We start from the raw sequence: 12449 nt of genomic DNA on the forward strand, positions 1-12449 counted from the left end.
AGGTTGATAGTTAAGATAATATACGTTATCTTTGCAAACGTTTTAAAATTATTAACCAAAAAAAGGAGGAAAATGATAAAGAAACACATAATAACATTAACGGTAATTATAACATTACTGGTAATCGCAAAAGTGTTTGCTTACAACATGCCCCAAGCAGCAAAAAGTCTTTTAAAAGAAGAAAAAATAACAAAAAATACGGATACATTAGTATCAGAGATCGAGGAGCCAGCTCAAACAATGGCTGATCTAAAATTTGCAGAGGAAGGACTACCATTAGGGGATGCGATTGTGGAGCGGAAAATGGAAAAGGCCCTTGCTAAATTTAGTTACAGTAATCTACAAACCAACCGTTTGCACAATAAAGCAGCAGAATGGTTTCCTGTAATAGAACCCATACTTGCCGCCTACGGCATTCCTGAGGACTTTAAGTATATGCCTTTAGTGGAATCAGGGTTAAAAGCGGGCGTTTCTCCAAAAGGAGCAGCAGGATTCTGGCAGTTTATGCCGGCTACTGCACGCAGCTATGGTTTGAAAGTAAATTCGAAAGTTGACGAACGTAATAACTTACGCAAGTCTACGATCGCCGCCGCCAAATACATCAAAGAACTCTACGGAATATTTGACAATTGGGCACTCGTTGCGGCCGCCTATAATGTGGGAGATAACCACATGCGTAAACAGATCAACAGACAAAAACAAGACAACTATTTCAAGATGAAACTAAATAGCGAAACCGCTAGTTACGTTTACAAATTGATTTCCATGAAACAAATCATGGAATTTCCAAACCAGTATGGTTATAAAGCGTCAAGAGCGTTTTTAGCATACAGTGCGGAGAAGGCTGCCAGCGAAGCAGACAAAGTAGAGCGGGCAGAGTAATAAAAAAATTGACAAAGGGGGGAGCCGGAATTTATTCCGGCTTTTTGTTTTCTCGGAAAATCACTATTTTACTCGCCTATGAAACTGTTAAAATTGCGCATTACCGGGATGACTTATACACCGGGCGAAACTCTCCTCATCAGTTTTGAGCCAATAGCAGCAGAAAAACCTGTTTACCTGGCCGGACAATTCTTAACGCTTGTATTTGAGCGGAATGGAAAAGAATTGAGAAGATCATATTCCCTTTGCAGTTCCCCAGATCTGGAGGAACCTTTGGCAATTGCCATCAAAAGAGTAGAAAATGGAGAGATTTCCAGACTGCTGCACCACAATACGGCTGTTGGTGAGGAGCTGACTGCATTGGAACCGAACGGACAATTCAGCTATATTCCGCAGGAAGACATCAAAAGAACGGTGTTTTTATTCGCCGCAGGAGTAGGCATCACACCATTATTCTCGATATTGAAGACGGCATTGACCGTTGAAAAACATACTAAAGTCATTTTAGCTTACAGTAACAAATCTGCGGAAGGCAGCCTTTTCTATCAAGAACTGAACGAATGGCAGGCAAAATATCCAGACCGCCTAAAAATCATTTACCTTTTCAGTACGGCCAAAAACCTGATGATGGCCCGCTTAAACGGACAGCTGATTGAACGTATTGTAGCGGAAAATCTGGAATTTGAAAAAGACGATGCCTTGCTGTACACCTGCGGCCCCGTAGATTATATGGATGTCTGCAGAATTACACTATTGAACCTGGGTTTCCATCAGGCACAGATCAAAAAAGAAACGTTTGTGCTGCCGGAAGATGAGGCCGATGAAGACGATACGACAGAAAAGGTCATAAAAGACACGAATACCTATTCCGTGATCCTCCATTTTAAAGGAGAAATCAAGGAAATCAATGTGCCTTACCAGCAAAGCATATTAGATGCAGCTTTAGAACAAGGCATTAACCTGCCATACAGTTGCCATGCGGGGATATGCAGCACTTGTACTGCCAATTGCATCAAGGGGCGGGTCAGGATGGATTACAATGAAGTTTTAATGGACAACGAAATTGAAGCGGGAAGAGTGTTGGTTTGTACCGGACACCCCACTGAAAACGGCACCACATTAGTTTGGTAAAAATGATCAGCCATAGCGCTGTAAACTTTTCTTTTGATAAAATTTTTAGCATTTTTGTGGCTGAAAATTTGTTGTCTTAAATATATAGATATCAGTATTGTTTTAATAAAAATATGAGCAAAAATACCGTTGACCTGGGCGAGCAAAAGGATGTAGAAGTATATGGTGCCAGGGTACATAACCTTAAAAATATAGACATCTCCTTTCCCCGAAACCAGCTGGTAGTCATTACCGGATTAAGTGGAAGCGGAAAGTCCTCTTTAGCATTTGATACGATTTATGCGGAGGGACAGCGTAGGTACATGGAAACTTTCAGTGCCTATTCCCGCCAGTTTATGGGTGGAATGGAGCGTCCTGATGTGGATAAAGTATCAGGATTGAGTCCGGTAATTGCCATCGAGCAAAAAACAACCAGCAAAAATCCAAGATCTACTGTAGGTACCATCACTGAAATCTACGATTTTATGCGTTTACTGTATGCGCGTACTGCGGATGCCTTCTCTTACAATACCGGAGAGAAAATGGAGCGCATGAGCGAAGATCAGATCCTGAGCAATATCTATAAGAAATTTGAAGGGATGCCGGTCAATATCCTTGCGCCTGTAGTAAAAGGACGTAAAGGACATTACCGCGAGCTATTCGAGCAGATCCGTAAACAAGGCTATATTAAAGTGCGCATCGATGGAGAAATCCAGGACATGAGCCCTAAAATGCAGGTGGATCGTTATAAAATCCACGACATTGAGGTGGTGATAGACCGATTGATCATCGATAAAGAAGACCAGAAACGTTTACAGGACTCCCTGCAATCGGCAATGAAGATGGGAAAAGGCATCATTAAAATCAGTGATAAAGACAACAATGTATCCCATTTCAGTCGATTCCTGATGTGCCCGACTACCGGAATCTCTTATGATGAACCACAGCCCAACAGTTTCTCTTTCAATTCTCCTTATGGCGCCTGCGAAAGCTGTGACGGTTTAGGCTATATTTTCGTGATTGATAAGGAATCGGTGATGCCGAACCCTAAATTGAGCATCATGAACGGTGGTTTAGCACCATTAGGTGAATACCGCGACATCTGGGTGTTCCAGGTATTGAAAGCCCTAGCTAAAAAGTATAACTTCTCTTTATCTACTCCATTGGAAAAACTGACAGAAGAACAGATCGGGATCATCCTGGACGGTTCTCATGAGCTTTTAAGTGTGGCTGTAGAATACAACAAGTGGAATGTGCAAAACTACCAGATCACCTTTGATGGGATCATTAAACTGCTGGAAGAACAGCAGGAGAAAAAGGGGGAAGGCGCAATCGACGATATGGAAACTTTTCGTAAACTGAAAACCTGCCCGGTTTGTAATGGTGCAAGGTTGAAGAAGGAAAGTTTACACTTTAAAATTGACGGCAAAAACATCTTTGAGCTGGCAGAAATGGATATCAACAGCTTAAAAACTTGGTATGTAGACCTGGAAAGCCGCTTGTCGGAACGCCAGAATACCATTGCCAAAGAAATTCTTAAAGAAATCAGAACCCGGTTGGGCTTCCTGACGGACGTAGGGTTAAATTACCTTTCCCTGGACCGTACGGCACGTACTTTATCCGGTGGAGAGGCGCAGCGGATCCGTTTGGCCACACAAATCGGCTCTCAGCTGATGAATGTGATGTACATTCTGGATGAGCCGAGTATCGGCTTGCACCAGCGCGACAATGAGCGCTTAATTGGCGCTTTAAAAAACCTGAGGGATCTTGGCAATACCGTATTGGTAGTAGAACACGATAAGGACATGATTCTGGAAGCAGATCACGTAATTGATGTGGGGCCTGCTGCAGGTGTACGCGGTGGACAAATTGTTGCACAGGGTACGCCGGCAGAGATTCTGAAATCAGATACCTTGACTGCAGCGTATTTAAACGGTAAAAAAGGAATTGAAATCCCTAAAAAACGTAGAAAAGGAACCGGTCATAAACTGTCCATCATCAAAGCAAGTGGACATAATTTAAAAGATGTTTCAGTAGATTTCCCATTGGGTAAATTCATTGCCGTGACCGGTGTGTCCGGAAGCGGAAAATCCAGTCTGATTACGGAAACATTATACCCCATCTTAAACCATCACTTTTTCAGGGCCAAGAAACATCCTTTGCCTTATGAAAAGATCAATGGCATTAAAGAAATTGATAAAGTCATTGAAATCGACCAGGCACCGATCGGGCGTACGCCTAGATCGAACCCTTCTACTTATACAGGCGTGTTTTCTGACATCAGAAACCTCTTTGTACAATTACCGGAAGCGAAAATCAGAGGGTATAAACCAGGACGTTTCTCTTTCAATGTAAAAGGTGGAAGGTGTGAAACTTGTCAGGGGGGAGGAATGAAAGTCATCGAAATGAACTTCCTTCCAGATGTACAGGTGCCTTGCGAAGAATGCGGGGGAAGACGATACAACAGGGAAACCCTGGAAGTACGTTACCGCGGTAAATCCATCAGCGATGTGCTTGATATGAGCATTGAAGATGCTTGTGATTTCTTCGAAAACATGCCGGTGATCTACCGTAAAATCAAAACCCTTAAGGACGTAGGTCTAGGTTACATCACTTTAGGGCAGTCTTCTACCACGCTTTCCGGCGGAGAAGCACAGCGCGTGAAATTAGCGACCGAACTCTCTAAAAAAGATACCGGAAAAACATTTTATATTCTGGATGAACCGACTACTGGCTTACATTTTGAGGACATCAATGTACTCCTTGGTGTGCTGAACGAATTGGTAGAAAAAGGAAATACCGTGCTGGTGATTGAGCATAACCTGGATGTGGTAAAAGTAGCGGATTGGGTGATCGATTTAGGAGAAGAAGGTGGTGCCGGCGGTGGCAGGATCATCTTTGAAGGAACCCCTGAAGGATTGGTACAAAACCCGATCAGTTTAACCGGTAAATTTTTGAAGAAAGAAATGGGTTTATAAAAAAAATAATATGTCAGTTTTCCTGAATGCCTATTTGCCCGATACAGATCCATCGAGTAAAAAACAGGCCGTAGATCCTGGATTAACGAAACAAAGTACAGAATCGGCAGCTTCCCCTTATAAATTGGTGGAAGCCGCCGATATAAAAGGCATGCTGAAAATCAGGATGCCTTTTTCGCATAAAGGCACTTATGGTCATGCTTTGCTGATTGCAGGCGCACAAAAAACGATGGGTGCAGCGATTCTCTGCGCCAAGGGAAGTTTGTATGCTGGCGCAGGCTTGGTCAGTCTTTCTATTCCAGAGCAGGGCTTAACCGCACTGAATAGCATCTTGCCAGAGGTGATGTATCTGGAGCGTGCAGAATTACTCAGACCTAGAACATTAAATCACTATAATGCGATCGGGATAGGGCCTGGTATTGGCCGAATGGCGGAGCGTCAGCACATCATGCAAGCTATTTTTGAATTGAAACAACCGGCAGTAATTGATGCCGATGCTTTAGCGATATTAAAAGCACATCCGGATTCATTCCATCAGCTGCCAAAAGACTCGATCCTTACTCCGCATGTAAAAGAGTTTGATCAGCTCTTTGGTGCCCATGAAAACTGGTGGGAGCGTTTACAGACGGCCAGAAGAGAGGCTAAAAAAAGAGGGATCATTATCGTCCTTAAAAATCAATATACTTTCATTATCGATCATGAAGGTGATGTGTCTATCAATCAAACGGGAAATCCGGCGATGGCACAAGGCGGGATGGGAGATGTATTAACAGGGATGCTGACTGCCTATCTGGCTCAGGGATACAGCTCGAAAGCTGCGGCATTACTGGCTTGCTATTTTCATGGTAAATCCGGCGATGAGCTGAGCAGCACGCATTTCAATGTCACCGCCTCACAAGTTGCGATGCAGGTTCCTCTGACTGTAAAAAGTTTAGCTAATTTTTAGACCCCGCCCATGGCAATCATCTGATCCATAGTCGGACCAGGAGAACCACCTCTTTTTTCTAAAGTAACGGCAAAGGCCTCAGCACCTGCAATTTCTTTCATTTTCAAAAGAATGTGACTGCTGTCTGCTTTTACATCAAATACACCTAGATCTACCGGTTTTCCTTTTACCAGTGCCCACAGCTGATACTGATGCGCTTCATCATTTTTAGGAAGGCTCATTTTAGAGTTGTCCAGCATGACATGGCGACCAGAAGTATGCCAATAAACCGTCATTTTCGCCTCAGGATCCATTTTCGTACCTGCTAAACGTACCGTTTTCCAATCCGGATCTGCCGGCATATCTGCGATCGTCTGCAATTCCTTATTGGTTTCCGTCATGTAATTTACCGTAGTGGCAAATCGCTGTTTCTCTTGATTTAAAGCAATAATCTGATTTTTGGCTGTGCCTAATTCCGTATGTGCAGAATAAAGGGCAACACCTGCCACCAGCAGTAATGCAGCACAGGCTGCCAGTGCAATTCGTAAAGTTCTTATTTTTGATTCATACCCTGCTGGATATAGCGGTACAGTTGTAGCTTGCTGAGGCTCGGCAACAGCTGAAACTACATTCACTGCTGTTTTTTCCTGAACTACCGGAGCTGTAGCAACAATTTCCCCAAGGATGATCGTTTCCAATTCTGGGGAAGGTTCAATCGCATTGTGCATGGCATATTTTTCCATAGCAAGCTCAATTGCAGTAATTTCGGCTTTTACTTCCGGATATTTTGCTGCCATTGCTTCGACTTCATGTTGTTCCTGCGTGCTGAGCTCGCCGAGAACATAAAGTTCTAGTATGCCTGATTCGATATATGCTTTTCCCTCTTCCACCTTAATTAAAATGCTTTCTTAATTCCATAATAGCCATTCGTATACGGGTTTTAACCGTACCTAATGGCAAATCCAATTCCTCTGCCGCTTCGACGTGAGTATACCCTTTAAAATAAACCATGCTCAACACCTTGTTGAATTCCGGTTTAAGTGCGGTTACCATGTCTTTCAAACCAATCACGTCCGCGTTGAAAGTTGTGTCTTTCTGCGAGTCAATGAAATCTACGTTATTTTCGATGTCTTGGTTTTTATTCGCGTTCTTAAAATCTTTTGAACGGAGCTTATCGATAGCTAAATTCCGGGCAATATTCATCATCCAGGTAAATAGACGCCCTTTTGTGGCATCATAATGATCTGCCGAATTCCAGATTTTTAAGAAAGTTTCTTGTAGAACATCTTCCGCAACCTCAGTATGCGAAACAATTCTGGAGATGACACCAAACAAGGAAGCTGAATACATATCATACAATGCCTTCATGACATTGGTATCCTGAGCTTTTAAAGCTAGGATGAGCTGATCTTCAGATAGGGATATTTTCTTTGTCGTTGTCAAGGTCTACTAATATACAGTAATACAGTAAACCTTAACAAGGAAAATTGAAAATTTGTTTTTTTTACAGAAGATTTAAATCAAATAGGTGTTTTTCAGCATGGTAAGAAGAACGTACCAATGGTCCGCTTTCTACATATTTGAAACCTTTGGCCATACCTACTTCTTTATATTTAGCAAACTGATCTGGATGAATCCAATCCAGTACCGGATGGTGGTTGCGGGTAGGCTGTAAATACTGACCTAAAGTCAGGATGTGCACGCCATTGGCTACTAAATCGTCCATTGCTTCAAAAACATCTTCTTCGGTTTCTCCTAAACCCAGCATAATGCCTGTTTTAGTTCTCAATCCGAAATCAGAAATGCGTTTAAGACACTCTAAACTTCTGTCGTATTTTGCCTGGATGCGCACTTGTTTGGTTAAACGTCTTACCGTTTCAATATTATGAGACATCACCTCTGGTCTTTCTTCCAGTACGCGGTATAAATTGTCCCAAATCCCTCTGAAATCAGGGATTAAAGTTTCTAAAGTAGTCTCCGGACTTTCTCTTCTGATGGCTTGTAAAGTCTCGGCCCAGATGATAGAACCACCATCTTTCAGGTCATCCCTATCTACGGAAGTGATCACACAATGTTTCACCTTCATCAGTTTTACAGAATTTGCCACACGATTAGGCTCATCCATATCCACGGCTAATGGTCTGCCAGTGGCTACTGCACAGAAAGAGCAGGAACGTGTACAGATATTTCCAAGAATCATGAAAGTTGCAGTACCTGCACCCCAGCATTCGCCCATATTCGGACAATTACCGCTTTCGCAAATCGTATGCAGTTTATGCGTGTCTACCAGACTGCGTACTTGTGCATATTCTTTACCAACAGGAAGCTTAACTCTAAGCCAATCAGGTTTACGTTGTACTGTGTTTGCGGAAACCACCGGAAGTTCAATCATAGGACAAAGTTAAGCAATAGGTTTGAATAGTTATAAAAATGCAAGGTTTAACAACGCTAATCTGACAGTTTTAAAAAAATATGTTAATCTTGTGGTCTAAATACTAAAGCGATGGCAACTTCAAAAATAACTTATAACGGAGGTTTAAGAACAACTTCTGTACATGAACGTTCTGGAAATGAAATCATAACGGATGCGCCGGTAGACAACCATGGTAAAGGGGAGGCGTTTTCGCCGACGGATTTGCTGGCTACTTCCTTAGGAAATTGTATGCTGACAATTGTGGGGATTGCTTCCGCATCACATGGTTTTAACATTGATGGGGCCACTGCAGAGGTCACGAAGATCATGGCCGAAAATCCAAGGAGGGTTTCGGAAATTGTAATCAATTTCCAATTCCCAGCTAATGGTTATTCTGATAAGGATAAAACGATCATCGAGCGTTCGGCACGTACTTGTCCGGTAGCCATGAGTTTACACCCTGATATCAAGCAAACGGTATCTTTTAATTATTAATCATTTCGGCAACCTCCTCCGCGGAGATGTCGCTATGTGACGCATCAAGAATACAATCTCCGTCTTTGATCAATAAGATCTGCGGAGATTCATGATGCACCTGAAAGGTTTCCGCGATATTTGCGGAGATCTCTCTGAACGCTACTAAATCAAGAAAATATAAATTGGTAGCTTCAGGGATTGCTTCCCAGTCTAGTTCAAAACGTCTTTTTGCCATACTGCTCACCGAACAGCGGGTACTGTGTTTGAAAATTAAACTGTAACCCTCATTATTCTTTATCTCGCTGATCTGTGTAAGATCAGTTATCTGTTTCCACTGCATCAAAATTCTTTTAATAGGTATTTTTATTTAGTCCTTATCTTCTTTTCTGCGGATAAGAGCTGTAAGCCGGACAAAGTTTGTTCGAGCAGGCTTGCAGCAGCGTAACCGCAGTCCCTACGCAGAGCAATAAAATGACTAATTTTTTCATTCTCAACTGATTTAAAAAATTTCTTCTACGAAATTACCAATTTTAATACGAAGAAACAAAGCTTTGCTAGATAGTAACTGACAGTTCAGACATTTTCAGCGCAGTAATAGCCGCCTCATCGCCTTTGTTGCCATGTTTACCGCCAGCACGGTCAATCGCCTGTTGTAAATCATTGGTAGTCAGTACACCAAAAATTACCGGCTTGCTATGTTTTACACTCACCTGAGTGATTCCATTGGCTACCGCATCACAGATGAAGTCGAAGTGTTTGGTCTCCCCTTGAATCACACAACCTAAGCAGATCACCGCATTCAGGTCCTGGTGTTTGTTCAATAGCAGGTCTGCAGCTGAAGTCAGCTCAAAAGTACCCGGTACCGCAATAGAAAGAATGTTTTCTTCTGCAACGCCGTGCTCAAGTAAGGTTTTTAAAGCGCCATTAAACAGGCTGCCTGTAATTTCTGCATTCCACTCTGCCACCGCAATCGCGATTTTATAGGCTGATCCATTAGGAACAGTCGTGTGTGAAAAGTCAGATAGGTTTTTAAGTTGTGTTGCCATACTGCAAATATAAGTAAAGGGTACAAAAAAAGGCTAGCCGTAATGGCTAACCTTTGTCATAATATTTTGCGATCATCCTACTTGGCTTGAACAGCAGCGCGTGCGATGAATTCATCGATCATAGCTGCTTCCTGGCTTTCCGGATATTGAGTTTTAATTTTCGTGTAAGCATCTTCTGCAGATTTGAAATCTTTCAGGTGCTCATAAACCAATCCTAGTTTTTTAAGGAACATTGGAGAAGTGAATTTGTTGCTCGCTTTATCAGCTGCTTTCTTGTAATAAGTAGCCGCTTGTTTGAAGTCTTTCAACTCACTGTAAGCATCACCTAATAAACCTAGTGCCAATGGATCTGCTACCGGACTTCCTGTTTCAGCATATTTACCCAAAGCTTCAGTTGCTTTTTTGTACTCCCCTTTACGCAAATAAATACCACCTAAATAAAGGTTAGCTAAGTTTGCAGATTTGGTGTTGTCGTACTCTTCCGCAATTTTTTCTAAACCTGGATAACCACCATCGCCATTGATTGCTTTATTGGCAAGAGAATCTACTCCAAGAAACTGTTCTGCTTTATACATTTTTGCCGATGCTTCTACTGCTCTGTCTTTTAGATATACATTTTGATACCAAAAGTAGATCCCAATTAATAGCACTACAGCGCCTGCAATGAACAAAAGGCTTTTTGAATTTTCTTCTAAAAAGGAACCCTTTCTTACCGGGTGACTCGTTTCTTTTTCTGTTGTAGACATTTTATTTAAAAAAATTAAGGATTGCAAAAATACATTTTTATAGGAAAGTATCAACCCCTTTCGAAGGATTTCTTAAACTTTGTTGCCTAAATGGTTAAACAGAACTACCTGATGGTTAATAATCTACTGCATAGGGGCTAAAACCTGGTTTAGAGGGCGAATGATAAAAGGAGCGCAGCAGATGAAAAATAAATGACACAGTCACTTTACTATATGACAAAGCTAAACGGTAACTTTGCTCCATACAACTATGTGGTTAAAAAACATTACACTCCTCAATTTTAAAAATTATTCTGACGCCAGTCTAAGTTTTTCCAAAACTGTAAATGCGTTTGTAGGGAATAATGGCGCAGGAAAAACCAATTTACTAGATGCCATTCATTACCTGTGTTTATGTAAAGGGTATTTCAATCCCATCGACAGTCAGCAGATTAAAACTTCCGAAGATCTTTTCCTGATCCAGGGGGATTTTGAACGCGAGCAGAAAAATGAGAAGATCACCTGTGGGGTAAAAAGAAATCAGAAAAAACAATTCAAACGGAATAAAAAGGAGTACGATAAACTGGCCAATCACATCGGTTTATTTCCATTGGTGATGATCTCTCCCTATGATACGACCATTATTATGGAAGGTTCTGAGGAACGCAGAAGGTTTATGGACAATGTGATTTCCCAAACGGATGCCCATTACCTGGATGAACTGATCCTGTACAACAAGCACATGGGGAACCGTAATGCGCTGTTGAAGCAGATCGCGGTGACCAGAAGTTACGATCCCACCTTATTAGAAATCTACAATGAACAACTGGTCCTCTCCGGCAATAAAATCTTTGCCAAACGGGAGCAGTTCATGGCCGACTTTATTCCTTTATTTAATAAATATTATCAGTACCTGACGGATGATAAAGAGGAGGTAAGCCTCACTTATCTGAGTCAGCTGAAAGACACGCCTTTTTCAAAGCTCCTGAGCCAGTCTATCGAGAAAGATAAAATCCTGGAACGTACCACGACAGGTATTCATAAAGACGACCTGATCTTTACCATTACGGCAATGCCTTTAAAGAAATTTGGTTCTCAGGGACAGCAGAAATCTTTTTTAATTGCTTTAAAATTAGCACAATATGCTTATCTTCAGAAGTTTAAAGGATTCAAGCCCTTGCTGTTACTGGATGATATTTTCGACAAACTGGACGACAGCAGGATGCACAAGCTGATGGAAATGGTATCTCACCATGACTTCGGGCAGATTTTTATTACAGACACCGGTAAAGAACGGGTGCTGGCAGTATTCGAGAAGATCGATGTAGCAGTTACCTTGTTCGAAGTAAATAACGGAGCAGTAGAAAATGCGTAAACCTAATGACATCACCTTAAAAGAAGGGATCGGCAAATTACTGAATGTGTATAAGCTGAAGGGGAAGTTCGACGAAACGACCATTATCGCCTTATGGCCGGAACTGATGGGCGTAGCCATTGGCAACCGCACCACACAGATCTACATTTTTCAAAAGAAACTTTTTGTGAGAATTGAATCTTCGGTGATCAAGAATGAACTGATGATGGTCAGAACCGGGATCATTGAAAAATTGAATGAACGTGCCGGTTCTGAAGTAATCACAGAAATCGTGTTTTTATAGTGGATTAATCTCCGCCACCGCCAAATATCCGGCTCACTAGCCAGATTAACAATGCCAATACCAATACAACAACGATAATGCCGGTCCATACGCCAGCTTTAAAAATGCCTTGTACCAGTTCACAGCTCATGAGCGTACTGGAAAGCAAAGCCACAAGTGCCAGTGGGAAATATCTTTTTGCGATCATAGGTTTTTCTTTACCTCTAATAACAAAGCAATTTCCCAATGGTTTTCT

The 12449-nt window shown here is 41.9% G+C and carries 14 protein-coding genes; 7 read left to right on the top strand and 7 right to left on the bottom strand.

What is annotated here, in order from left to right:
• The first annotated feature begins 72 nt into the window (after window positions 1-72).
• The 4 genes from K7X70_RS12780 (at window position 73) to K7X70_RS12795 (ending at window position 5916) form a co-directional block, all read left to right on the top strand.
• On the top strand, window positions 73-882 hold the full coding sequence (locus K7X70_RS12780) for a lytic transglycosylase domain-containing protein (RefSeq protein WP_255607135.1): 810 nt from the start codon (window positions 73-75) through the stop codon (window positions 880-882).
• 78 nt (window positions 883-960) lie between these two features.
• Complete coding sequence (locus K7X70_RS12785; RefSeq protein WP_222537461.1) at window positions 961-2013, top strand: ferredoxin--NADP reductase; 1053 nt, start codon at window positions 961-963, stop codon at window positions 2011-2013.
• A 113-nt stretch (window positions 2014-2126) separates the two neighbouring features.
• On the top strand, window positions 2127-4970 hold the full coding sequence (gene uvrA / locus K7X70_RS12790; RefSeq protein ID WP_062550493.1) for an excinuclease ABC subunit UvrA: 2844 nt from the start codon (window positions 2127-2129) through the stop codon (window positions 4968-4970).
• Between the two features lie 10 nt (window positions 4971-4980).
• A complete protein-coding gene (locus K7X70_RS12795) occupies window positions 4981-5916 on the top strand; it encodes an NAD(P)H-hydrate dehydratase (RefSeq protein WP_222537462.1) in 936 nt (311 codons plus the stop codon).
• Here K7X70_RS12795 and K7X70_RS12800 read toward each other — a convergent pair.
• The 3 genes from K7X70_RS12800 to lipA form a co-directional block, all read right to left on the bottom strand.
• Complete coding sequence (locus K7X70_RS12800) at window positions 5913-6785, bottom strand: anti-sigma factor (protein WP_222537463.1); 873 nt, start codon at window positions 6783-6785, stop codon at window positions 5913-5915. The genes K7X70_RS12795 and K7X70_RS12800 overlap by 4 nt on opposite strands.
• Before the next feature lies 1 nt (window position 6786).
• Window positions 6787-7338 carry an RNA polymerase sigma factor gene (locus K7X70_RS12805; RefSeq protein WP_222537464.1) on the bottom strand — a complete coding sequence of 184 codons (552 nt, stop codon included), beginning with the start codon at window positions 7336-7338 and terminating at the stop codon, window positions 6787-6789.
• 61 nt (window positions 7339-7399) lie between these two features.
• Window positions 7400-8287 (bottom strand): lipoyl synthase, encoded by an 888-nt coding sequence (gene lipA, locus K7X70_RS12810; protein WP_222537465.1) that lies wholly within the window; start codon window positions 8285-8287, stop codon window positions 7400-7402.
• Between the two features lie 111 nt (window positions 8288-8398).
• Here lipA and K7X70_RS12815 point away from each other — a divergent pair, with 111 nt between their 5' ends.
• On the top strand, window positions 8399-8803 hold the full coding sequence (locus K7X70_RS12815; RefSeq protein ID WP_222537466.1) for an OsmC family protein: 405 nt from the start codon (window positions 8399-8401) through the stop codon (window positions 8801-8803).
• Here K7X70_RS12815 and ytxJ read toward each other — a convergent pair.
• The 3 genes from ytxJ to K7X70_RS12830 form a co-directional block, all read right to left on the bottom strand.
• On the bottom strand, window positions 8793-9125 hold the full coding sequence (gene ytxJ, locus K7X70_RS12820; protein ID WP_222537467.1) for a bacillithiol system redox-active protein YtxJ: 333 nt from the start codon (window positions 9123-9125) through the stop codon (window positions 8793-8795). The two genes, K7X70_RS12815 and ytxJ, sit on opposite strands and share 11 nt — an antisense overlap.
• A 214-nt stretch (window positions 9126-9339) precedes the next feature.
• Window positions 9340-9831, bottom strand: coding sequence for a 6,7-dimethyl-8-ribityllumazine synthase (gene ribH, locus K7X70_RS12825; protein WP_222537468.1), 492 nt, complete (start codon window positions 9829-9831; stop codon window positions 9340-9342).
• A 77-nt stretch (window positions 9832-9908) separates the two neighbouring features.
• Entirely contained in the window at window positions 9909-10577 is a 669-nt protein-coding gene (locus K7X70_RS12830; protein WP_187665801.1) for a tetratricopeptide repeat protein, read from the bottom strand.
• Window positions 10578-10827: 250 nt separating this feature from the next.
• On the opposite strand from K7X70_RS12830, the gene recF reads away from it, so the two are divergent.
• Together recF and K7X70_RS12840 are read left to right on the top strand one after the other, a co-directional pair.
• A complete protein-coding gene (gene recF, locus K7X70_RS12835; RefSeq protein ID WP_222537751.1) occupies window positions 10828-11931 on the top strand; it encodes a DNA replication/repair protein RecF in 1104 nt (367 codons plus the stop codon).
• The gene (locus K7X70_RS12840) at window positions 11924-12214 is read left to right on the top strand and encodes a DciA family protein (protein WP_222537469.1); all 291 of its coding nucleotides are present in this window, start codon (window positions 11924-11926) and stop codon (window positions 12212-12214) included. Before recF ends, K7X70_RS12840 begins: the two co-directional genes overlap by 8 nt.
• 4 nt (window positions 12215-12218) lie before the next feature.
• Here K7X70_RS12840 and K7X70_RS12845 read toward each other — a convergent pair whose 3' ends face one another.
• Window positions 12219-12401, bottom strand: coding sequence for a hypothetical protein (locus K7X70_RS12845; RefSeq protein ID WP_062550483.1), 183 nt, complete (start codon window positions 12399-12401; stop codon window positions 12219-12221).
• Between the last annotated feature and the right edge of the window lie 48 nt (window positions 12402-12449).

Origin of the sequence: Pedobacter polysacchareus (assembly GCF_019802255.1) — a bacterium.
Taxonomy (GTDB): Bacteria; Bacteroidota; Bacteroidia; order Sphingobacteriales; family Sphingobacteriaceae; genus Pedobacter; species Pedobacter polysacchareus.